The organism is Morganella sp. TYF_1 (genome assembly GCF_043105645.1).
Taxonomy (GTDB): domain Bacteria; phylum Pseudomonadota; class Gammaproteobacteria; order Enterobacterales; family Enterobacteriaceae; genus Morganella; species Morganella morganii_B.
Map to the genome: position 1 here is coordinate 153,249 of NZ_JBICLU010000025.1, position 20,391 is coordinate 173,639.

The following is a 20,391-nucleotide window of genomic DNA, read 5'->3' on the forward strand; positions in this document are numbered from 1 at the left end:
ATCTGCTGCATGGCGAGGATTATTGCTCAGGATACTATCCTGAGCAATATATCATTATTAAAGTTCGTTTCTGATTATGGTATGTGTGTCTGAAACAAATTTATCGACAGAATGATAGGTCTTGATATATTCCACTGCCTCAACCGATAATTTTTTCCGGTTTTCTTCACCGGTGATCAGTTTATCAATAGCATCAACAAATAAATCAACTTTATCAAATCCATCACCAAGCACTTCACCGACATCAATACCAAATTTAGAGGTTAATTCGTCAGGATTACGGTTGCTGACCAGTAACGTTCCGAATGATAACGCTTCGAGGAAGGAAACCGGCAATGCCTCATGAATCGAGGTATTTACGAGAATTTTTGCCTCACGAAGGTATTTATTTTTCTCTTCACCTTCGACATGACCTGTAAAGTGAAGATTTGGAATATTTTCATATTCCTTCATGATCTCATGATTTTTATCATCATCACGGAATATTTTACCTAAAACAAAAAAGTTGTACTGTGGCATTTTTTTTGCTATTTCACAGAACATCCATCCGCGTTTCACTGATGCAATACGGCCTAAGAAAACGATATTATTCTTTTTATGAAAAGTCGTGACATCGAAATTATAATCAATATCAATAGGGTTTGGTAAAAAAGTAATATCAACATCCGGATCCAGATTGTAGAGGTCAATGGCTTTTTGATTCAGGCATCTTGCTTGTGTAACAAATTTAACCCGATCTTGTTTATACCAGTCATGAACAAGATCATAAATACGCTGATTGTAATATGACGTTTCAGAAATAAGCTTAACGGTAAAAATTTCATCCCATTCATACATCGGGCGGGGATCCTGTACCCACAAAATCAGTTTTTTATTCGGATCAGGCTCATTTTTTATCACATGTTCGTATGTCAGCTCCACACTGAAATACAGGTCATAATTTTTTTTCTTTAACCATTGTTTTGCGAACCAATTTCTTCGTGGTAATTTATATAAATTAACCCCGTCCGCAGTATATTTTTCTGCAAAAAAATGGCTTTTACCTTTACCCAGTAAAATGTCAAACTCAAATTCTTCATTCGGAAGATATTTCGCCATATAGTATCTGGCCAGGTACCCATAACCACCAAACCGGGTATTCAATGCCCCGAAAAATTCGTCAACAATCAATCCAACCTTTATTTTTTTCCCAGTCATGGTGGTGACCTCCGCCATTTAACACTTTTCTGAAAGACAGTCTGAAACTACGTTGTTTTGTGTAAAACTATCGTAACATCATACCATTCTTGTGCTATGTACTTAGATACAAAGCATAATTTGTTACATTATATTGCCAAAACAAGGAGAAATACATTGAAATAAGTCGTGTCACAACCCTCTCTGTTGTCAGACAACTAAGAGTTGACACTAAGAAATGTAATATATTGATATCATTTGTTTTTGTTAACACCAATCTGACCTGAGGCCGGGGAGGGCATTCACCCCGGAACCGAATTGCGGTAAAGGCAGGCTGACCGATGGTATTATTCCGGATACAGACAGCGTCATTTTTACCTTTTTTAATCATCAGATGCGTAACCGGTGAATTTTGCTGCAGGTGAAAATATGATGCCAGAGAAACAGGGTGTAATATTTCTCTCAGGCCGAAGGTGCGGGGGCAATCGTGCGGGTAAAACGCTATAATCGGTGTCCGGTATATTGCAGATAAGGGTAATCTTTTTTATGACTGACAACGACGATATGCGGGAATATTCAGAATTTGATTCTGAAGCTATTGCACAGTGTAATCAAATCAGGGATATGCTGATGGCCGCACTGGAAAGGCGAAATAAAGAGATGCAGCGTCTGCGGATAAAAACACAGCAAATTCAGCGGGAGTTTCCCGGCGATCTGAAAAAACTCCAGGCGCATATGCGGGAAATGAAAGATTCCAATAATGAAGTGATGGCGCTGGTCAGAGAATATAATGTCTGGGCGGAACGGGCCGGGCAGGATAAGCTGGTGCTGGAATAATGCCGGTAATTTTCTGATATGACGGTGCAGAGCCCGGCAGGTGTTTTACCCGGCTATTTTACCCCGCTGCCGGGGGCTGACAGGGTGCTGGCTATTATATTTCTGCAGCGCATGACGGTGTATTTTTCTGTCTTCTTTCTGTTTTTTCTTCTTATTTTTTTTCCGGCACTGAAACCCGTTGCTGCTGAGGCAAGGTGCTGTAGCTTCTCCGGAAAATATTATCTTTTATCCGGCATTACACTGCGGAATTTTTACCGGGAAATGTATTCCGGTAATACGGCGGAACGGAAAGCATTACTAAAGCACACATCTGATGAGCTGATACTGCAATATGCCGTAAACCGGCTGGCATTGTTTGACTGTGCTCTGGATAAAGATCCTTCCGGGCTGCGTTATTTCAGTTTTATTTATCCGGCAGAGTCGGATACCGGAACCCGAATTAATCTTTCTCCCGTAAAAAAAACGGCGCCGGATTTATCTCCGGCAGAAACTGACGCATTATATCTCAGTATCTTTCTCCGGTTGCGCTATACCTATGGTCGTTTGCTCGATGCAGAAGAAGCGGAAACGCTGGAAAAAGACGTCATTCTGGCCTGCGAAATAAAAACAGCGCTGTACCAGAGTATATTACAGCTCAGTCCGCAGGATGCTGCCGGGGTATTACGTTATATCTGGGGTAACAACGGGATTTTCTGAGTCATTGCGGAGGAAAGAATGCGCAACACGATTACCGCAGTATGCACGGCTTTGCTGTTTACTGTGATAATACCTGCCGGTTACAGTGCGGAATCCCTGAATCAGGCTGCTCAGCAGCTTGACAGGCTGGTATTGTATGATCCGTCCTATGAAAAAATTGCCTATCCCGGCGGTGATGTTTCCCCCCTGAAAGGGGTTTGTTCGGATGTGGTGATCCGCAGTTACCGGAAAATGGGTATCGATTTGCAAAAAGAGGTTCACGAAGATATCAAAACAGCGTTTTCCCGCTATCCTGGCCGTAAATTATGGGGACAAACACGACCGGATACCAATATTGATCACCGCCGGGTGCCCAACCTGATGGTTTTTTTCAGCCGGAAAGGGGAAACCAAACCCGTCACACGCAATGCAACGGATTATGTGCCCGGTGATATTGTGACCTGGCAGCTGGATAACGGCCGTCCGCACATTGGCATTGTGACTGATAAAACAGCAGAACGCAGCGGAAACCCGCTGATCATGCACAATATCGGCGGCGGACAGGTCAGTGAGGATGTGTTGTTCAGCTGGAAAATCACCGGGCATTACCGGTATAAAGCAGGGAAGGAATGAAAAAGCCGGCGGTATGCCGGCTCCGGAAACTATTTTTTACCCACCTGGTGGCCGATGAGTCCGCCGATTGCCGCGCCGCCGACGGTTCCCAGCGCACTGCCGTCAGTCAGGACAGCACCACCGACAGCACCGACACCCGCGCCGATAGCCGTATTCCGGTCACGCTTTGACATATTGGCGCAGCCGGCCACAGCAAGCAGCAGAACGGCAGACAACGTCACTGTGCTGACTCTCTTAATATTCATCTTCATATTATAAACTCCTGAACAATAGGCGTGTTACAACATAGTCCTGTTCGGGATCCGCCTGTATCAGAATAATCGGGAAATACGTAACAATCCCAGTATACCATCTCAGATTTTTATACTGTCAGTGTTTTAAAAGAAAGATGGCAATATAAAATTCCGTAAGTGGAATTTATCGCATTACTGAGATGTTCAATCCGCTCATTATGCGCCGTGATTTCGGTTTCATCCGCAATAGCGGCATCCGCGACAGAAACAGCAGCGAAAGGATGTGTCGGCAGCAATGCGATTTGTGCACTATCTTTCAGCAGATACCAGGGGGATGGGGCACCGGCAGGCAGTATTTCATACTTGCGCAACCGCCAGCCGCCCAGCATCTGCTTATCAGTCAGTTCTTTTAGCAGCGGCAGCAGCGCTTCTTCCGCATCGCACTGAATGTGCGCTGTAATGATATGTTCTGCATATGATGACATTGGTTACCTCCGTAAATCAGAAGATACTCTTTTTCATAGTAACCGGTTCATGTGTAAAAAACAGAAAATAAATAACAGTCAATTCCTAATTTTGTTATTTTAAGACGATTATCAGAATAATGTACGGGTGAATAAGATAAACTACGATTGGAATATAATCAGGGGAGTTACCATTATGGGAAACTACGTATACATATCAGGGGTGGTTATTTCGGCGGCTCTGATTATTTATATTTTAATCAGTAAACGGGTGCCGTCAAAACGAAAGGTCGTCTACGGATTTGTATTGTTTACTTTTATTCTCGGATTTAATGATACCCGGCAACAAACTGTTACTGCACAGAAGACCGCAGAGCAGAATAGCCATAACAGTATGACGCTGGCAGAGAATGATCACCAGCCTGCGGTATCAGTCATTACCGGAATGTAATAATTAATTGCCCGGACCGCCAGTTTCGGGTTTTCCGGGTTTAATTCTGTGATGTTGTCCTGAAGTACGTATTCTTCCGTATCGGGATGCCCGGGATGGCGGATAATATTCATTTCCGGCAGAATATTATTATAGATATCGTAAGTAATATCCTGAAAATCAATACCTGAAAAATCACCGGTAAAAATAATTTTTAAGTAATGGGCATGGCCGGATGTATAAATAAGATCCTGCGGCGTGGTATTTTTCAGGCAATGTGTTTCGGCCAGGGTGGCATAATACATTGAGAACGTATCCCCTGCCGATTTACTGACACCGTGTATGGCATAAACCGCATCCGGTAATGCAGCGAGCCGCTGTAAAAAAGGCTGCCAGTAATATTTGCGCAACTGCGGCAGGCGCATATTCCAGGTATCGGATGCAGCCTGGTAACTATGTGCGGTTCCGGTCAGCACTTTTTCCGGCAGTGTTGTCATTTCAACTGATGAGTGCAGTTTTCCGGCATAGCGTTTCGGCAGAACAAATCCACCCGGCTGCCAGCCGTTTTTTTTACGGTAGCCTGACGGGGTAATACCAAAATGCTGTTTAAAGGCACGGCAGAATGTTTGCTGTGAATCAAAACGGTATTTCATGGATAAATGCATCAGGTTGAGCGGCAGCAGGCGCAGGGCAATGGCCGCACAGGACAGGCGCCGGGCACGGACATAACTTGCCAGGGTATAACCGGTCTGCTGTTTAAAAATACGCTGAAAATGCCATTTGGAATACCCGGCTTTCCCGGCAACGGCCTCTAATGAAAGATCAGACTCAAGATTATTTTCTATCCAGTTTAAAATTTCATCAACAACACATTCGTTAAACATAGCTTTTCCGTGTATTTCTCAGACGAAGGTATTATATCGGCACAAATACTGAAAAACAGCGGATTTACAATAACAAATTATGCGATTCTGTACTGTGTTTTTACCATCAGGGATACGCGTAAGCATATTACCTGCTCCCATGAGGATTTAGCATTACTAATTATTATAGGTCCATGATAAATTGACAAAATATAGTTTCCCTTTTTATCGGTAATACGATAATAACACTTTTCTGATGAACTGTTTTCTTCCACGGTAAAGTGGTTTTTATATCCTGGTGCCGCCAGTTCTATGAGCTGAAAAAACAGGCCTTCAAGGGCATCTCTGGATATTTTCTGGTCAGGGTTGGAAAACTCCGAGAAGAAAGGGTGTGCAGTATCATGCTGATTTTCAAAGAAAAAATCTTTAATATTTTCCCATGGAATCGGTGGCAGGGAAGTATCAGAAAAATGGTTCTCAGTTATTGTTTGACTACTGATACCCGCGGATAAAGGACTTGGACCAAAACAACCAGCCATAACATTACTCCATTAAATAATTTACCGGCTATTAAAATACGTTTCTGTCATTTCATGAATAAGGTGAAAGGTTGGGTTTCGGATAGTTATCACCAACCACCATAACACAAATGAATAACGGCACTTTCAGTAACCGGTATTCGGAAGGCATTCTGATACTGAAGGCTGATAAACGATGAACTCCGCCTGTAATAAACATGGTTTTATCTGTACGGCAATGTAAAATACCGCAGATATTATTAACGAGGTGAAAAATGAAAAAATTACTGGCAGTTATCACGCTCTCTTTTGCACTCACCGCTTGCGGTGATGCAACACTGGATATGTCTTCTCAGCAAACAGCGCAGGAATCCATTGCTAAAATGGAAAAAGATCTGAGTCCGGAACAATCCCGTGAACTGAAAGGCGCTATTACTAAAATCAGCTTCCAGGTGGCATTTGCCAGCGGTGGTGATGAAGAAAAAATGATGGCGGGACTGAAAGAGAAATTACAGGGTAAAACAGCAAAAGAAATTATTGAGATGGCGAAATAACCCTATTCAGCCTGCCGGCTTATCTGCTGCCGGCAGGTGCTGTTTTATGGTTAACTGTTTCTGACCGCATCACGGTGGAATTTAAGACGTTCCCGGAACCACGGGCGTAAACGCGCCGGACGCTGTTGCTCGACTTCTCTGTCAATCTTCGGCAGTTTCATTTTATCCCGCATGACCAGACCTTTTGTCAGGGTCTCTATTTCGTCCTCTTCTTCCTGTGTCATACGCGGTTTTTTCATACTCTCTGACATAGATCCTCCTTTTTCTGCCAGTCTACTGTATTTTACGGCCGGGCGTGAGACCGTGCTTTTGCGTAAGTAATTTAACGTATCAGGGGTTGCGGGTGTCCGGATAAACATCCGCCAGCGCATCCTGCACAGCAGTAATAACCCGGTCAGTACTGATCGCTGTCATTTCATGGTTTCCGGGAGGTGTTAACAGCGGGCTGGTAAAACCGGAGATCACCCGGTGAAGCGACGGATCCTGATAAGGACCGGTAGCGTGAGCTGCGGCACTGACAAACAGACTGACCGTCCGGACTTTCAGCGCGATAGCAATATGCATGGTACCCGTATCTCCGGTGACCAGCACATCAATATTATTCACCGCCTGAGTCAGCTCTGTCATGGAGGTTTTGCCGATCAGGGATTCCGTACGGTGATGAAACCCGGCGGGAAGTAACGTCATAAACTGCTCTGAAAGATACACTTCCCCCGGCGCGCCGAACAGGGTTATCCGGATTTTATCATCTGCGGACATCAGGGCGGTGGCAAGCTGCACAAAGTAAGATACCGGCCAGCAGCGTTCTTCACTGGATGCGCCCATCTGAAAGCCCACGTTGTGCCACGGGGAAGGTTCTGCGGTGACCTCACAGGGGACACGCATCTCAATGCTTTTGCCGGTGAACTGACATTGCAGCGGTGCTATCAGATCGAGGCGGGACTGAATAGCATGACGATGACCGGGACCATTATAATTGGTCAGCCAGGGTTCAATAAGTGAACACGGACTTGCCGGATGGTTACAGCGGAAAACAAACGGTGCGCCGGTCATAACCGCACTCAGATAATCATACGGGTTATGTGAGTGCATAATCAGAATCAGATCCGGTGTTCCGTGCGCTTTCAAATCTCTGACCAGTTTAGTCACTGTATTGACTTTACTGTTCCAGCAGACGACGTCATCCCAGTCTTTACCGATGCCGGTACGAATATAGGCGGCCATTTTATTGCCGGCAACAACGGTAATTCTGGCGTCGGGAAACCGCTTCCGGACTTCATGGATAGCCGGGGTGTTCATCAGAAAATCCCCGAGTGCCGTTGTCGAATAAATGACAATATTGCGGAAGTCGATGGTCTCCAGCTGTTTAAAAGCCGTGACGGAGTGTGAAAAATCACGGCGGCGGGTATAAAGCCGTAAGAATAAATTAACCAGTTTATGTTTAAATTTTTTGGACATCACATTTCCTGACAGGCAACCAATAATAGCATGGCGTTAATTTAGCATATTCCGCCGGAAAGCTGCCGGTTCATTTTTGTGTTATTTCCGGCGGGTGGCGAGCCAGCATAATAAAGAACCGCCGGTGACCATCAGCACGCCCTGCCAGAATGCAAAGGAGAGGGCGGTGCTGAGTAATAATGCGGAAAACGCGGTGGAAAGTACCGGGGTAAAATAAGAGAGTGTGCCTATCAGAGCGACATTACCGCGCAGAACCGCAACGGTCCAGAGTGCATTAGCCGCACAGGACAAGGCAGCGGCGGCAATCAGAAAACGAACGGTCGAAACGGAAAATTCAGCGGGCAGTGTGATGCCGTCAAAGGCGGTCACCACCCACAACATTACGGCGGTGATGATAAAAAACAGGGTAATGCCGTTATTACCGTCCGCCAGCCTGCGTGATAAATTACTGTAGAAGGCCCAGATCACCGCACCGGCAAACGCGAGGCCGTAACTCAGCGGGTTAAGTGCAACGTTTGCGGCGACAGAGCTGAGTGATAACCCGTTCTCACCGCCGATCACCCGGCTGATACCGAGTATTGCCAGCACCAGACCGGCTATCAGCGGCAGACGCAGACGTTGTCCGCCCATGAGTACAGCCAGCCCGACGGTCAGGGAAGGCCAAAGATAGTTCACCATACCCAGTTCAATTGCCTGCTGACGGTTCTGCGAAAAACCGAGCGCCAGAATAAAGCAGACCTCATAACTGACGAACAACAGCGTGCCCCAGATAAGATAGCGGCGCGGCCAGCGGCGGATGGCCGGGAAACCGGTCACCAGCAGTAACATCACTGACCCGAGGGTGTATATCAGCGCCGCACCGAAGGCAGGCCCGAAATCCTCACTGACCCGTTTGATTAATCCGACAATGGTGCTCCAGAACAGAATGGCCAGAACACCGTAGAATGTGGCGGTGTGTGCGGACAGTTTTCCCATGAATATCGGCCTGTGATAAATAATTGACAATATATGCGTTAAACTAATAATGGTTTCCCAGCATACCGTGATATGACCGCCGGGCAAAGGGAGAGATCCTCATGGCCGGACTGATAAGGAGCCTGACGATGGAAGCACAACAGATTCTGGATTTCTGGTTTAATGAAGCCACACCGGAACAATGGTTTAAGAAAGATACACAATTTGATGATCTGATCCGCCGCCGTTTTCTCAGCGTGTGGGAGCAGGCGGCCGCCGGAGAGTGTTTCAGCTGGCGGGCGCATATCGGCGGACGTCTGGCGGAGATCCTCGTGCTGGATCAGTTCTCCCGTAACCTGTGGCGCGGTGACGCGCGGTCGTTTGTACAGGACCCGATGGCACTGGTGCTGGCGCAGGAAGCGGTGAAAACACCGGATTATCTGCAGCTGCCTCCGGTGCAGCGCAAATTTGTGCTGATGCCGTATATGCATTCGGAATCTGCGCTGATCCATCAGCAGGCAGAATTACTGTTTAAAGGGCTCGATGAGAGCACAGAGGATTTTGAGCGGCGGCACAAAGCGATCATTGACCGCTTCGGCCGCTACCCGCACCGCAATGAGATTCTGGGGCGGAACTCCACCCCGGAAGAGGCGGAATTTCTGTTACAACCCGGTTCGGCGTTCTGATTCACACTCACGGGCAAAATGGGCGGCAATCCCGCGCATATCAAAGCCCGTTGGTGTCTGATGCACCCGCAGCCAGAATTGCGGCAGGATCGCGAACAGGTGATCAAAAATATCGGACTGGATTTGCTCATAGCTTATCCACGCCGTCACATTGGTGAAAGCGTAGATTTCCACCGGCAGCCCGTCCGGTGTCGGTGCCAGCTGGCGCACCATGGTGGTCATTTTTTTGTGAATATGCGGACTGGCTTTGATGTACGCCTCCGCATAGGCACGGAATGTCCCGATATTGGTCAGCCGCCGCTGGTTGAGCAGCGTGTCATCCGGCTCCTGCGCATTGTATTCTGCGATTTCCTGTAATTTGGCATCGATATAACCGGCAATCAGGTTTGATTTACGCAGCTGACTGATTTCCTCATCCGTCAGAAAGCGGATGCTGGTGGTATCCAGATTCATGCTGCGTTTGATACGCCGTCCGCCGGATGCCGTCATTCCCCGCCAGTTTTTAAAGGAGTCGGAAATCAGGGCGTAAGTCGGAATGGTGGTGATGGTGTTATCCCAGTTCTGCACTTTGACCGTGGTCAGCCCGATATCTGTTACTGCACCGTCCGCGCCGTATTTCGGCATCTCCAGCCAGTCCCCGACATTCAGCATGTCATTGACCGACAACTGAATACCGGCCACCAACCCCATGATCGGGTCTTTAAAGACCAGCATCAGGACGGCGGTCATGGCACCGAGTCCGCTCAGTAAAATCAGCGGGGATTTTCCGATCAGCAGTGAAATTATCAGGATGCTGAAAAGTACCGCGACAATCAGTTTCAGGCTCTGCATGACACCGCGCAGCGGAAGCCGGCTCAGCGACGGCGTATGGCGGGAGAGGTTCAGAAGAATGTCCATCACTGAAAACAGCAGCAGCATGCCGAACAGCAGGCACCAGGCCTGTGCGCCGGTGGTGAGAATTTCCTGTGCGGCAGAGCCGCGCCCCAGCCAGACCAGTGCCTGAATATTAAAGACAATACCCTGAATCAGAAATGCAAAGCGGTTAAACAGTTTGGTGCGGGTGATCAATGCCCCCCACGGACGCTGATCGCCGCCGGTACGGCGTTCAATATACGGCAGCAGGCCTTTGTGCAGGACAAGATGCAGAATAACAGCGATAGCCAGAATCAGAACAATTACCCCGGTAATGGCTGCCCATGAGGCGTAGTCATTACTGAGTTCAAATTGTTGTTGCAGCCATAGTCGCAGTTGTTGCTCCATAAAAAATATCTCCTGTGACGTGGTTTTACAGACTCCTTCGTGAGCAGCAAAAGGTTAAAAAATAGGATCACGTTGAATACTGTACCATTTTTCAGGCACGGGTACTGAAAGGGTATGTAAAGTTGCGATAAAAGCGGAAAAAAAGGAAAAAAGGGGGATGTGGCGCGGCAAATTATGTGCCCGCGCCACCGGATGCGGTTAATTATTCTTTTTCAGGACAGAGGCGGCGGCGATCAGCCCGAAAGAACTGAACAACAGTTCAATACCGACCAGTGTCGCTATCAGGGTGACAGACACAATCGGGCCGTTACCGACCAGCAGATAAGCGATAAACAGATCAAGCAGGCCGATAATAATGTTCAGCCAGCCGCGGGCCTGAGACATCTGACGCAGACCTGAACCCAGGCGCAGGATCCCGCCGGTAATAAACAGGATAGCGAGCAGAATAGCGAGACTGAGCATCCCGGTGAGCGGCTCGGTCAGGAAAACATAGCCAAGAAGGAGATAGGCCACCGCAACCAGAACGGAAAACAGCTTACTGCCGCCGCTGTAAAGCCGGCTGCTGAGTGTCACAAACAACATGGAGAGCCCGTTTATCACGAGCAGTCCCCCGATGATATAGCTGAGTGTGACACCGGAGATCAGCGGATTCATCAGACAGGCCACACCACCGGCCAGCAGAAGAATGGCGACGATCCACAAATAGCCCCGTTGTTTTTTCAGGGCACCGGCTGTCATATGAGTTAAATTCTGACGGTTAAAATCAAGCATGGTTTTTCCTTAGTAAGCCCGTTGTACCGGTATCAGTGCAGGCAAAGCAGTCTGATACCGGATGCGGAATATACCCGAAATGATAAACTTCACTTTACATTATTTGCGATAAGTAAGCATTTGTGAATAGCAAATACGTAAAATCAGTGCTCAATAATCATGACCGCTGTGGTATCGGGCTCCAGCGCTTTGAAAATATGCGGGACATCACCGGGGTAGGAAATATAGTCACCTGGCAGGAGTGTGGCGGGCTCATCAAGGGTACCGACAACGGCGCTGCCGGTCATCAGCAGGATATGTTCAGTGACTTGTGCCATATGCGGCTCGGACACGCGGTCTTTGCCGGGCTGTGCGGTGATGGTGTAGAGGTCGCGCCGGTTAACCGCAGAGGCGGAGGAGAGCAGAAAAGCGTGATAATAGGCATTCTCGGCGCTGACCTGAATACCTTCACCGCGCCGCAGCACGGTCACCCGGCTTTTCGGGGTTTCAAACAGACTGGCAAACGGGATATTCAGTGCCACGCAGAGTGACCACAGTGTTTCGATTCCCGGATTTCCCTGTGCTGACTCCAGCTGCGACAGTGTGGATTTGGCAATACCGGCACTGCGCGCGACATCAGCGATAGAACGCCCCTGACGCTGACGCTCTTCAGTCAGCCTGACAGCCATAATCTGCAGGGGCGGGGTGATAGGTGAATCCATAAAATACACTCTCTGCTGGTTAACGGAAATAACCCGGAATTAACACTTGCGTAATTTAAACCGTTCGACATAATGAACGTATCGTTCAATTTATAAGTCTATCGCAATGAAACTCGCTATTCCACTCGATAATGCCATGATCCGCAATATTTTGCTGGTTTGTGTGGCGGATTTAATTGTCGGCGTTTCCTACGGGGCGCTGGCGCATGCCAACGGTTTTCCGCTCTGGGTACCGCTGACACTGTCCCTGGTTGTACTGGCAGGGGCGTCAGAGTTTCTGTTTATCGGCGTTGTGGCGGCCGGCGGCAGTCCGGTGTCTGCGGCGCTGGCCGGGTTACTGGTTAATGCCCGTCATGTGCCGTTCAGCCTCGCGGTGCATGATCTTGCCGGTCAGGGCCCGAAAAAACTGCTGGGCTTCCATATTCTTAATGATGAGAGTGTGGTGTTCGGTCTGGCAGAAAAACAAAAAGACAAACAGAAAGCCGCCTTCTGGCTGTGCGGGCTGGGGATTTTTCTGTGCTGGCCGCTGGGGACGATTATCGGCGAGTTTCTCGGCACCTTTATTGTCGATACCAAAGCACTGGGGCTGGATGCCATGTTTCCGGCGATTATCCTGGCATTGTGTCTGCCTGCACTGCGTGAGGCGAAAACACGCCGTGCTGCTCTGCTGGGGGCAATTATTGCTCTGGCGGCCACGCCATTTTTACCGCCGGGGATCCCGGTGCTGTTATCACTGCTGGGGCTGGTGGTCAGCCTGAGGAGAGCGTAATGCCGGATACATTATCCATTCTGACAGGGATCGCGCTGCTGGCGGTCGGTACGTATGCTATGCGGGCTTCCGGGGCGCTGCTCAGCGGGCGTTTCTCGGTGTCATCACACGTTAAAAATCTGCTTTCCATGGGCGCAATTGTCATTCTGTTTGCTGTCGCGGTAACGATGACGATTTTCAGCGGGCAGGAATTATCTGACTGGCCGAAAATGGCCGGTGTGGCAGTCGCAGGGCTGCTGACGTGGTATAAAAAGCCGTTCCTGGTGATTGTGCTGGCTGCCGCGATTGTGACTGCGCTGCTGCGTTATCTGCTGTCGCTGTGGTAAGCAGAGAAAACCGCGCAGCATCACTGCGCGGATTAATGAAACGTTATTGTGCCAGCCAGGCGGCGGATGTGGTGATAGTTGCCATCGGGCGGAGCATCTCCAGGCTTATCTGATGCAGTTCCGCTGTCGGGGCGGCACACAGATCCTCCGCCACCGAGACATAAAACCCGCTGTCGTGGGCATAACGCGCGGTGCTCTGAATGGCCATCACCGTACTGACGCCAGCCAGAACAAGGTGTCCGATTCCGGCTTTACGCAGCCAGACCAGCAAATCATTTCCCGCAAAGGCACTGACACCTTTTTTCACAAAGCAGATATCCTCTTTTTGCACATCGGTACCGTCTGCCCAGTCACAACCGCTGCCGCTCAGTTTCAGGGCACCAATCTCTTTTGCCCGCTGAAACATCGGTGATCCGGCAGGGATATCATGCCAGTCATCCGCAAACCCGACCCGCACCCATACCACGGGGATCGCCCGCTGCCGTGCCTGACGGGCGGTTTCCCGTGTGGCTGTAATCAGGTTACGGGCGGCGGTCTGCTCATGGCAGGCGTTTGACAGCCCGTGTTTCCCGGTAATGTCATTAATAAGATCGATAATAATCAGAGCCTGTTTCATCTGTCCCTCCTGTTCCGGCTTTTTTCAGCATAGTCTTATGTTTCAGAACTGTCATGGGAAGCAGCCGGTAATTCACGGTTTTTTACCGGAATGTGGATCACAAACCCGATACCGCGCTGCTGCAATCCTTCCGTTACTGAGAGATAGCCGCCGATTTTTTCCGCCAGATTCTGTGCAATGGCAAGGCCGAGGCCGCTGCCGTTTTCACTGCAGCCCGGCACCCGGAAAAAGCGTGAAAACAGGCGGTGACGGTACTGCTCACTGATACCGTTGCCGTTATCGCGGATAATAATCTGCACTTCCTCCGGATTGCCGGTGTCCAGCGAAACTTCTGCCTGACTGTCCGGCGGGCAGTATTTCACCGCATTATTCAGAATATTGTTGATAATGGAGAACAGCGCCTGTTTATCGCTGACAACAATGCAGCTGTCCGGGCCGTCGAAAGAAAACTCAATATTTTTGCGCAGGGCGTAGGGCACCAGCATGGCAATGGCGTGGCTCAGCGCCTGGGTCAGGTCGATCTCTTCCATTTTCAGCGGATAATCTTCCGTTTCCAGCCGGGCGAGATCAATCAGCTGCCGTGACAGCGATACCGCGCGATCCAGACTGATTTCCATATCCGCGGTAATTTCGTTGCGTTCTGCCGGGTCATCAATCTGTTTGAGCAGATGAATTTGTGCCAGTACAGCAGCAATCGGGGTGCGCAGCTCATGGGCGGCATCTGCCATAAACTGTTTTTCCCGCATATTGGCGGCATCCACCCGCTGCATCAGCTGGTTGATGGCATGCAGCACAGGACGCATTTCATTGTACTGATACTTCATACTGATAGGTGTCAGGTTGCCGGGATTACGGGTGGCGATACTGCGGGTGGTTTCACGCAGCGGACGCAGGCTGAGGTAGGTGGTGATAATCGTGGACGAAAGCATAGTGCCGAGAATAAACAGCAGCGGGACAGCGGTGCCGGTTGCCGGGTCGCCGATCAGCATATGGCGGTCAGTGCCGGATTCTCCGATAACTGAAGTGCGCTGCATATCCGGGTCGGTATGGTAAGCGAGATACCAGGTTTCACCGTTCTCGCTGAAACGCTCAATGCCGTCCGGTTTCAGCGGAATATGAACATCCGGCTTATTACTGTATAACACCTCACCGGTTGTGCTGTGCAGAATCGCGACCAGCGGATCATAATTCTCCTCTTCCAGCCCGCTTTTCATCGCGTTGGCGTACATACTCTCCAGGGCGCGGGCAATCTGCGGAAAAGTGGCGGAATCTGTGGGGGTTTCCCGCAGCGTGTCAGATACACCGCGGGCAATCACCATCTGCTGGGCATTAAAATCTTCACTTAAACCGGGCAGATATGCGTATTTCAGCCAGGCTATCCAGACGCCCCACAGCAGGAGCATCGAAAAGGTCTGAAGGAGGACGGTATAAACAAAGAATGAGCGGATTCTCACTTATTCGCTGTCCTTTTTCAGCAGATAGCCGATTCCGCGGACGGTAATCACTTTTTCTTTGCCGATCTTGCGGCGCAGATTATGGATATGCACCTCCAGGGAATTGCTTTCGATTTTATCGTCCAGCCCGAATAATCGTTGTTCCAGCTCATGTTTACGCACCACATTGCCGGTATTGCGCATTAATTCATATAACAGCTGATATTCTTTGCCGGAGAGCAGTAATAACTCGTCGTTCAGTGTCACCTGATGGTTCATCGGGTTCAGGGTGATATTATCCACTTTCCATAACTGCGAGGAAAAACCGGCAATACGCCGGGAAACCGCTTTTACCCGGGAGATTAATTCCGGCAGTTCAACCGGTTTGGAAATAAAATCGTCCGCCCCTGAATCGAGGGAATTCACCAGATGATCGCGCTGATTGCGGGCCGTCATAATAATAATCGGGATTTGTTCTCCGTTGTTACGCCACTCCACCAGAGAGTCAAAACCATCGCCGTCCGGTAATCCCAGATCCAGCAGCATCAGGTCAAAATGCTGTTCTGTCAGTCGCTTACGGGCATCGGCCAGTAAACGCAGCCAGCACACCCGGAAACCGGCCAGTTCCAGTCCCCGGCACAGAGCTTTGCCTAATTGTAAATCGTCTTCGACTAATAGAATTTGCACGTTTTTTCTCTCTCTGTAAAAGCGGATTGCAGTATAGCATTGACGATTACTGTGACAACGCAGGCAAATTAGTGTGGCAACGGGGCTTAATCTACCCTTAATTAATCCCGGTTACTGTGATATCCGGTTTATAAAATCATCAATCAGATGCCCGGCATATTTTTCGGTCTGCCTTTGCAGAAAATAAAAATAAAAAATGGTACCGAACAATACAGCAGCATAAATAAACACGGCCCAGATATAAGTCAGGCTGTAATCCAGCAGGGCCAGTGAGAAATAGCTGATATCAATATTCAGTGACAGGGTATCAGCAATCTTCTGTGAGAACAGCAGCAGAGAGAAAAGTAATACCGGCAGGGCGAGTAACCCGGTCAGAATATTGACCTTTTTGCGGCGTGCCGCGAGGGCGGGATAATGTTCATCGTGCATATAGGCGGCGATATCGGTGAGCTGATCATCCAGATCGTCACGGCAGGCTACCGGTGCGTCCTGTTTTTCTATTTGCTGATGCAAAAGGCGTAAGAGCTGGCTGTTATCGATGCTTTTTGCAAAAGCGGTAATAATTCCCATGCGGAACTCCTGAAAGTCTGTGCCGGCGGCTATTATTTAACAATTTTACAGCCCGGTCATGCTGATTTATTAACATTAACTGAATTAAATCATAATCTGCGCTCTGCGGTACAATACTGATACGTTATAGCGGAAAGTACTGTGTTATATATAACGGCAGAATACATTTATCTTTCAGGATTATCATCCATGTTACGTATCACCGCACTGCTGGAAAATACGAATACTGACCCGAAACTGGATTCTCACGCCGGTCTCAGCCTGCTGCTGGAGGACGGGGAAACCTCGCTGCTGTTTGATACCGGAGCGGATGATACTTATATCAGTAACGCGCAGGCACTGGGAATTTCACTGGACAATATTGATGCCGTGGTGTTGTCGCACGGTCATTATGACCACTTCGGCGGATTAAGCCGCACAGAACGGCATAATCTGCCGTCACCGCTGAAAGTGATTGCACACCCGCATATTTTCGAGCCGCGCCGGGCGGCATTGTGGCTGGGCAGTTACCCGCTGAAATTTAAGCGGTTATCACCGCCGTTTTGTGAAGAAACATTACGCCGTGACTATCAGTTTGTGCTGACGGAAAAACCGTATGCTATCTCACCGCGTTTTCTGTTCGCCGGAGAAATCACGCAGCGGGCAGTGGTGCGCCGCTACGGGGTTCTGCTCAGTAACGGAGAGGCGGACTATGTCCGTGATGACAGTTTTCTGATCTGGCACGGGGAGGAGGGTATTGTGATTATCACCGGTTGCAGTCATTCAGGCATTGAGTCAGTGATACAGCATGCGCGGGCTCTGACAGATAATGCGCCGGTGCAGGCGGTGGTCGGCGGGCTGCATCTGCGCCGGGCAACACCGGCAGCACTGCGCCGGGCACAGAAGGCAGTGGATCCGCAAACCCGGGTGTACGGCTGTCACTGTACCGGTGCCAGAGGGCGTAATGCCCTGAATGCGGACGATTTTAATACCGGGCAGCAGCTGACATTCCGCTGAATCTGCCCGCCGGTTTTATTCGTGGTGTGCTTCCAGGAAACGGACATAGGCATCTGCCCATTTCTGCACAAACGCACCGGTTTTTTCACTGAATTTACCGTTTTCACCTATCATGCCGTCATACCACTGCAGGTACATTTCCGGCTGATTGAGTGTCGGCATATTCAGGAATGCCAGCACATTGCGCAGATGCTGCTGTGACATTGCAGTACCCATCGCGCCGGCAGAAGTACCGATTACAGCGGCCGGTTTGTTATCCCAGCTGTTTTGTCCCCACGGACGGGAGCCCTGATCCAGCGCGTTTTTCAGCACACCCGGGATAGAACGGTTATATTCCGGTGTAACAAAAATCACACCGTCAGCCTGTGAAATCTGCTGTTTGAATGCCAGCACCTCAGCAGGCGGTTGCGCATCACAGTCCTGATTATAGAGCGGCAGTGAGCCGATACTGACAAATTCACACTGAATGTGTGCAGGGAAAAGAGAGACAAGAGCATGCGCCAGCTGACGGTTGTAACTCTGCTCACGCAGCGAACCGACAACAACAGCAACGCGGTACTGTTTCATTGTAACCTCCTGAACCGGTGATAATCCGGCGATAAATAAGCAATAAAACAAATAAAAACGTTATTATCATAGTGCGGAATCGCAGAACAGAGAGCAACATTTAGTAAATTTTTATGACATCACAACAAAAAAAGATCTTATCAGGAGCCGGAATGACTATCCCGCACGCCCCGGAACGCCCGGTACCGTTCACCGCACACGGTGAAACCCGGACGGATAACTATTACTGGCTGCGGGATGATACCCGCAGTGATCCGCAGGTGATTCAGTATCTGACGGATGAAAACCGCTATACGCAGCAGAAATTGCAGGCGGCAGCGCCGCTGCGCGAAGCGCTGTATGAGGAGATGGTCGCCCGCATGCCGCAGGCGGATGAATCCGCGCCATACACTTACAATGGCTATATTTACCGCACCCGGTTTGAAGCGGGCAAAGAGTATCCGCTGTATGAGCGGTGCAACATAAACAGCGACCAGTGGGAAGTGCTGGCGGACGGCAATGAACGGGCACAGGGGCTGGCCTATTATGAGCTGGTCTCTCTGGTGGTCAGTGCGGATAACCGCCGCATCGCGATTGCCGAGGATAAAGTCGGCCGCCGTGAATATCAGGTGGCTTATCGTGATCTGACCGATAATCACTGGCAGGAATCCGTGCTGACTGAAGTGGCTGACGATCTGGTCTGGTCTGCTGACGGTTCGGTGCTGTTCTACGTCCGTCAGGATCCGCAGACATTGCTGCCGTTTGAGGTATATCGCCACCGTTTCGGCACAGATAGCACACTGGATGAACTGGTATACCGCGAGGACGATGACCGTTTTTATACCGGGTTATCCCTGTCATCCTCCCGTGAATGGATTTTTATCGGCTGTCACAGCCCGGTAACGTCTGAAGTTCATCTGATCAATGCTAATGACCCGCTACAGTCACCGGTCTGTTTCTCACCGCGTCAGGACGGGCGTGAGTATCACGTCGATCATCTGGATGGTCAGTTTTATATCCGCTCTGATCATGAAAACGAACTGTTTGGTCTCTATCAGACGAATGCACCGGAAAATCCGTGGCAAACCCTGATTGCGCCGCAGCCGGATACCGATCTGGAAGATTTCACACTGTTCTGTGACTGGCTGGTGTTACAGGAACGGCACGCCGCACTGCCGCAGATCCGCATTATTCACCGGCAGAGCGGGAAAGAAACACACGTTGCATTTGATGATGGTGCTTACTGTGCGTGGCTCGGGCTGAATCCGGAGCCGGACAGTCAGTTGCTGCGCTACGGTTATACCTCGATGACGACACCGGCATCGGTGTATGAGCTGGATATGGTCAGCGGCGAACGGATACTGCTGAAACAGGCGCAGGTAAACGGTTTTCAGCGGGATAATTATCACAGTGAACGGATTTGGATCACCGCCCGTGATGGCGTACAGGTACCGGTTTCACTGGTCTGGCATAAAGATCACTATCAGCCGGGATTCAATCCGCTGCTGATTGAAGGTTATGGTGCGTACGGTGCCAGTATGGATCCGGATTTTGACGCTAACCGGCTGAGCCTGCTTGATCGCGGTTTTGTTTATGCTCAGGCACATATCCGCGGCGGCGGTGAACTGGGTAAACGCTGGTACAATGCCGGAAAGATGCAGCATAAAATCAACAGCTTTAATGATTTTGTTGATGTGACACGCGAACTGATTGCCCGGCGTTACGGCGCGGAAAACCGGATCTACGCCACCGGCGGCAGTGCAGGCGGGTTGCTGATGGGCGCGGTGATTAATCAGGCGCCGGAGCTGTATCGCGGTATCGTGGCACAGGTGCCGTTTGTGGATGCACTGACTACCATGTCGGATCCGTCCATTCCTCTGACCACCGGCGAATATGACGAGTGGGGCAACCCGGAAAATGAATCAGCTTACCGGGATATCCGCGCCTACAGCCCGTATGACAACATTGAGGCGAAAGCCTATCCCAATATGCTGGTGACCAGCGGCCTGCATGATTCTCAGGTTCAGTACTGGGAACCGGCAAAATGGGTGGCAAAACTGCGGAAACTGAAGACGGATGATAATCTGCTGCTGCTTTATACCGATATGGAAGCGGGGCACGGCGGTAAGTCAGGGCGGTTCAACTATTTGTGGGATGTGGCACTGGGTTATGTGTTCCTGCTGATGGTGGATGAGCAAGAGCCTTCGTGACACTGTCACCAAATGTGTGACAATG

General features: G+C 49.7%; 25 protein-coding genes. 9 read left to right on the plus strand and 16 right to left on the minus strand.

Annotated elements, in window-relative coordinates; translation table 11 throughout:
• Positions 1-57: 57 nt before the first annotated feature.
• Positions 58-1,197 (minus strand): glycosyltransferase family 4 protein, encoded by a 1,140-nt coding sequence (locus tag ACF8OF_RS12340; RefSeq protein ID WP_262871988.1) that lies wholly within the window; start codon positions 1,195-1,197, stop codon positions 58-60.
• 525 nt (positions 1,198-1,722) lie between these two features.
• On the opposite strand from ACF8OF_RS12340, the gene ACF8OF_RS12345 reads away from it, so the two are divergent.
• The 3 genes from ACF8OF_RS12345 (at position 1,723) to ACF8OF_RS12355 (ending at position 3,321) form a co-directional block, all read left to right on the plus strand.
• The gene (locus ACF8OF_RS12345) at positions 1,723-2,013 is read left to right on the plus strand and encodes a hypothetical protein (protein ID WP_262861297.1); all 291 of its coding nucleotides are present in this window, start codon (positions 1,723-1,725) and stop codon (positions 2,011-2,013) included.
• A 261-nt stretch (positions 2,014-2,274) separates the two neighbouring features.
• Positions 2,275-2,709 carry a hypothetical protein gene (locus ACF8OF_RS12350; protein WP_392514107.1) on the plus strand — a complete coding sequence of 145 codons (435 nt, stop codon included), beginning with the start codon at positions 2,275-2,277 and terminating at the stop codon, positions 2,707-2,709.
• Between the two features lie 18 nt (positions 2,710-2,727).
• Positions 2,728-3,321, plus strand: coding sequence for a DUF1287 domain-containing protein (locus tag ACF8OF_RS12355; RefSeq protein ID WP_279799776.1), 594 nt, complete (start codon positions 2,728-2,730; stop codon positions 3,319-3,321).
• A 29-nt stretch (positions 3,322-3,350) separates the two neighbouring features.
• On the opposite strand, the gene osmB is transcribed toward ACF8OF_RS12355, so the two are convergent.
• The 4 genes from osmB to ACF8OF_RS12375 all read right to left on the minus strand — a co-directional run bounded on the left by osmB (position 3,351) and on the right by ACF8OF_RS12375 (position 5,850).
• Positions 3,351-3,572, minus strand: a complete 222-nt coding sequence (osmB, locus tag ACF8OF_RS12360) for an osmotically-inducible lipoprotein OsmB (protein ID WP_392496779.1) — start codon at positions 3,570-3,572, stop codon at positions 3,351-3,353.
• A gap of 110 nt (positions 3,573-3,682) precedes the next feature.
• Positions 3,683-4,039: a hypothetical protein gene (locus ACF8OF_RS12365; RefSeq protein ID WP_392496780.1), complete on the minus strand. Its 357-nt coding sequence runs from the start codon at positions 4,037-4,039 to the stop codon at positions 3,683-3,685.
• A gap of 393 nt (positions 4,040-4,432) precedes the next feature.
• Positions 4,433-5,332 (minus strand): helix-turn-helix domain-containing protein, encoded by a 900-nt coding sequence (locus ACF8OF_RS12370; protein WP_392496781.1) that lies wholly within the window; start codon positions 5,330-5,332, stop codon positions 4,433-4,435.
• A 77-nt stretch (positions 5,333-5,409) separates the two neighbouring features.
• The gene (locus ACF8OF_RS12375) at positions 5,410-5,850 is read right to left on the minus strand and encodes a hypothetical protein (protein ID WP_392496782.1); all 441 of its coding nucleotides are present in this window, start codon (positions 5,848-5,850) and stop codon (positions 5,410-5,412) included.
• Between the two features lie 254 nt (positions 5,851-6,104).
• Here ACF8OF_RS12375 and ACF8OF_RS12380 point away from each other — a divergent pair, with 254 nt between their 5' ends.
• Complete coding sequence (locus tag ACF8OF_RS12380) at positions 6,105-6,383, plus strand: DUF6694 family lipoprotein (protein ID WP_262883040.1); 279 nt, start codon at positions 6,105-6,107, stop codon at positions 6,381-6,383.
• 50 nt (positions 6,384-6,433) lie between these two features.
• On the opposite strand, the gene ACF8OF_RS12385 is transcribed toward ACF8OF_RS12380, so the two are convergent.
• From ACF8OF_RS12385 to yddG, 3 genes are all read right to left on the minus strand, one after another.
• Entirely contained in the window at positions 6,434-6,634 is a 201-nt protein-coding gene (locus ACF8OF_RS12385; protein ID WP_262861326.1) for a DNA polymerase III subunit theta, read from the minus strand.
• A 79-nt stretch (positions 6,635-6,713) separates the two neighbouring features.
• A complete protein-coding gene (locus tag ACF8OF_RS12390; RefSeq protein WP_262883039.1) occupies positions 6,714-7,841 on the minus strand; it encodes a glycosyltransferase family 9 protein in 1,128 nt (375 codons plus the stop codon).
• A gap of 81 nt (positions 7,842-7,922) precedes the next feature.
• Entirely contained in the window at positions 7,923-8,816 is an 894-nt protein-coding gene (gene yddG / locus ACF8OF_RS12395; RefSeq protein WP_392496784.1) for an aromatic amino acid DMT transporter YddG, read from the minus strand.
• Between the two features lie 128 nt (positions 8,817-8,944).
• On the opposite strand from yddG, the gene ACF8OF_RS12400 reads away from it, so the two are divergent.
• Complete coding sequence (locus ACF8OF_RS12400) at positions 8,945-9,481, plus strand: DUF924 family protein (RefSeq protein WP_392496785.1); 537 nt, start codon at positions 8,945-8,947, stop codon at positions 9,479-9,481.
• On the opposite strand, the gene ACF8OF_RS12405 is transcribed toward ACF8OF_RS12400, so the two are convergent.
• The 3 genes from ACF8OF_RS12405 to ACF8OF_RS12415 all read right to left on the minus strand — a co-directional run bounded on the left by ACF8OF_RS12405 (position 9,458) and on the right by ACF8OF_RS12415 (position 12,213).
• On the minus strand, positions 9,458-10,741 hold the full coding sequence (locus ACF8OF_RS12405; protein ID WP_279799790.1) for a mechanosensitive ion channel family protein: 1,284 nt from the start codon (positions 10,739-10,741) through the stop codon (positions 9,458-9,460). The two genes, ACF8OF_RS12400 and ACF8OF_RS12405, sit on opposite strands and share 24 nt — an antisense overlap.
• 198 nt (positions 10,742-10,939) lie before the next feature.
• Positions 10,940-11,512 carry an HdeD family acid-resistance protein gene (locus tag ACF8OF_RS12410; protein WP_392496787.1) on the minus strand — a complete coding sequence of 191 codons (573 nt, stop codon included), beginning with the start codon at positions 11,510-11,512 and terminating at the stop codon, positions 10,940-10,942.
• A 143-nt stretch (positions 11,513-11,655) separates the two neighbouring features.
• On the minus strand, positions 11,656-12,213 hold the full coding sequence (locus tag ACF8OF_RS12415) for a helix-turn-helix domain-containing protein (protein ID WP_015422664.1): 558 nt from the start codon (positions 12,211-12,213) through the stop codon (positions 11,656-11,658).
• Between the two features lie 106 nt (positions 12,214-12,319).
• Here ACF8OF_RS12415 and ACF8OF_RS12420 point away from each other — a divergent pair, with 106 nt between their 5' ends.
• Together ACF8OF_RS12420 and ACF8OF_RS12425 are read left to right on the plus strand one after the other, a co-directional pair.
• The gene (locus ACF8OF_RS12420) at positions 12,320-12,982 is read left to right on the plus strand and encodes an AzlC family ABC transporter permease (protein ID WP_262883036.1); all 663 of its coding nucleotides are present in this window, start codon (positions 12,320-12,322) and stop codon (positions 12,980-12,982) included.
• Positions 12,982-13,308, plus strand: coding sequence for an AzlD domain-containing protein (locus ACF8OF_RS12425; protein WP_262861330.1), 327 nt, complete (start codon positions 12,982-12,984; stop codon positions 13,306-13,308). Before ACF8OF_RS12420 ends, ACF8OF_RS12425 begins: the two co-directional genes overlap by 1 nt.
• 43 nt (positions 13,309-13,351) lie before the next feature.
• Here ACF8OF_RS12425 and ACF8OF_RS12430 read toward each other — a convergent pair whose 3' ends face one another.
• The 4 genes from ACF8OF_RS12430 to ACF8OF_RS12445 all read right to left on the minus strand — a co-directional run bounded on the left by ACF8OF_RS12430 (position 13,352) and on the right by ACF8OF_RS12445 (position 16,614).
• The gene (locus ACF8OF_RS12430) at positions 13,352-13,924 is read right to left on the minus strand and encodes a cysteine hydrolase family protein (protein ID WP_392496788.1); all 573 of its coding nucleotides are present in this window, start codon (positions 13,922-13,924) and stop codon (positions 13,352-13,354) included.
• 35 nt (positions 13,925-13,959) lie between these two features.
• Positions 13,960-15,378 (minus strand): ATP-binding protein, encoded by a 1,419-nt coding sequence (locus ACF8OF_RS12435; RefSeq protein WP_262861875.1) that lies wholly within the window; start codon positions 15,376-15,378, stop codon positions 13,960-13,962.
• Entirely contained in the window at positions 15,379-16,044 is a 666-nt protein-coding gene (locus ACF8OF_RS12440) for a response regulator (protein ID WP_025154421.1), read from the minus strand. It abuts the gene before it with no gap.
• 111 nt (positions 16,045-16,155) lie between these two features.
• Positions 16,156-16,614: a DUF6097 family protein gene (locus ACF8OF_RS12445; protein ID WP_025154422.1), complete on the minus strand. Its 459-nt coding sequence runs from the start codon at positions 16,612-16,614 to the stop codon at positions 16,156-16,158.
• 189 nt (positions 16,615-16,803) lie between these two features.
• Between ACF8OF_RS12445 and ACF8OF_RS12450 the strand changes: the two genes are divergently transcribed.
• Positions 16,804-17,610, plus strand: coding sequence for an MBL fold metallo-hydrolase (locus ACF8OF_RS12450; protein WP_392496789.1), 807 nt, complete (start codon positions 16,804-16,806; stop codon positions 17,608-17,610).
• A gap of 15 nt (positions 17,611-17,625) precedes the next feature.
• Here ACF8OF_RS12450 and ACF8OF_RS12455 read toward each other — a convergent pair whose 3' ends face one another.
• Entirely contained in the window at positions 17,626-18,177 is a 552-nt protein-coding gene (locus ACF8OF_RS12455; RefSeq protein WP_072867666.1) for an NADPH-dependent FMN reductase, read from the minus strand.
• Positions 18,178-18,329: 152 nt separating this feature from the next.
• Here ACF8OF_RS12455 and ACF8OF_RS12460 point away from each other — a divergent pair, with 152 nt between their 5' ends.
• The gene (locus tag ACF8OF_RS12460) at positions 18,330-20,366 is read left to right on the plus strand and encodes a S9 family peptidase (RefSeq protein WP_392496791.1); all 2,037 of its coding nucleotides are present in this window, start codon (positions 18,330-18,332) and stop codon (positions 20,364-20,366) included.
• Positions 20,367-20,391 lie beyond the last annotated feature (25 nt).

Excerpts from the sequence above, each read along its gene's own strand:
- ACF8OF_RS12340 (WP_262871988.1), bottom strand. The coding sequence starts at position 1,197 with ATGACTGGGAAAAAAATAAAGGTTGGATTGATTGTTGACGAATTTTTC.
- ACF8OF_RS12345 (WP_262861297.1), top strand. The coding sequence starts at position 1,723 with ATGACTGACAACGACGATATGCGGGAATATTCAGAATTTGATTCTGAA.
- ACF8OF_RS12350 (WP_392514107.1), top strand. The coding sequence starts at position 2,275 with ATGTATTCCGGTAATACGGCGGAACGGAAAGCATTACTAAAGCACACA.
- ACF8OF_RS12355 (WP_279799776.1), top strand. The coding sequence starts at position 2,728 with ATGCGCAACACGATTACCGCAGTATGCACGGCTTTGCTGTTTACTGTG.
- osmB (WP_392496779.1), bottom strand. The coding sequence starts at position 3,572 with ATGAAGATGAATATTAAGAGAGTCAGCACAGTGACGTTGTCTGCCGTT.
- ACF8OF_RS12365 (WP_392496780.1), bottom strand. The coding sequence starts at position 4,039 with ATGTCATCATATGCAGAACATATCATTACAGCGCACATTCAGTGCGAT.
- ACF8OF_RS12370 (WP_392496781.1), bottom strand. The coding sequence starts at position 5,332 with ATGTTTAACGAATGTGTTGTTGATGAAATTTTAAACTGGATAGAAAAT.
- ACF8OF_RS12375 (WP_392496782.1), bottom strand. The coding sequence starts at position 5,850 with ATGGCTGGTTGTTTTGGTCCAAGTCCTTTATCCGCGGGTATCAGTAGT.
- ACF8OF_RS12380 (WP_262883040.1), top strand. The coding sequence starts at position 6,105 with ATGAAAAAATTACTGGCAGTTATCACGCTCTCTTTTGCACTCACCGCT.
- ACF8OF_RS12385 (WP_262861326.1), bottom strand. The coding sequence starts at position 6,634 with ATGTCAGAGAGTATGAAAAAACCGCGTATGACACAGGAAGAAGAGGAC.
- ACF8OF_RS12390 (WP_262883039.1), bottom strand. The coding sequence starts at position 7,841 with ATGTCCAAAAAATTTAAACATAAACTGGTTAATTTATTCTTACGGCTT.
- yddG (WP_392496784.1), bottom strand. The coding sequence starts at position 8,816 with ATGGGAAAACTGTCCGCACACACCGCCACATTCTACGGTGTTCTGGCC.
- ACF8OF_RS12400 (WP_392496785.1), top strand. The coding sequence starts at position 8,945 with ATGGAAGCACAACAGATTCTGGATTTCTGGTTTAATGAAGCCACACCG.
- ACF8OF_RS12405 (WP_279799790.1), bottom strand. The coding sequence starts at position 10,741 with ATGGAGCAACAACTGCGACTATGGCTGCAACAACAATTTGAACTCAGT.
- ACF8OF_RS12410 (WP_392496787.1), bottom strand. The coding sequence starts at position 11,512 with ATGCTTGATTTTAACCGTCAGAATTTAACTCATATGACAGCCGGTGCC.
- ACF8OF_RS12415 (WP_015422664.1), bottom strand. The coding sequence starts at position 12,213 with ATGGATTCACCTATCACCCCGCCCCTGCAGATTATGGCTGTCAGGCTG.
- ACF8OF_RS12420 (WP_262883036.1), top strand. The coding sequence starts at position 12,320 with ATGAAACTCGCTATTCCACTCGATAATGCCATGATCCGCAATATTTTG.
- ACF8OF_RS12425 (WP_262861330.1), top strand. The coding sequence starts at position 12,982 with ATGCCGGATACATTATCCATTCTGACAGGGATCGCGCTGCTGGCGGTC.
- ACF8OF_RS12430 (WP_392496788.1), bottom strand. The coding sequence starts at position 13,924 with ATGAAACAGGCTCTGATTATTATCGATCTTATTAATGACATTACCGGG.
- ACF8OF_RS12445 (WP_025154422.1), bottom strand. The coding sequence starts at position 16,614 with ATGGGAATTATTACCGCTTTTGCAAAAAGCATCGATAACAGCCAGCTC.
- ACF8OF_RS12450 (WP_392496789.1), top strand. The coding sequence starts at position 16,804 with ATGTTACGTATCACCGCACTGCTGGAAAATACGAATACTGACCCGAAA.
- ACF8OF_RS12455 (WP_072867666.1), bottom strand. The coding sequence starts at position 18,177 with ATGAAACAGTACCGCGTTGCTGTTGTTGTCGGTTCGCTGCGTGAGCAG.
- ACF8OF_RS12460 (WP_392496791.1), top strand. The coding sequence starts at position 18,330 with ATGACTATCCCGCACGCCCCGGAACGCCCGGTACCGTTCACCGCACAC.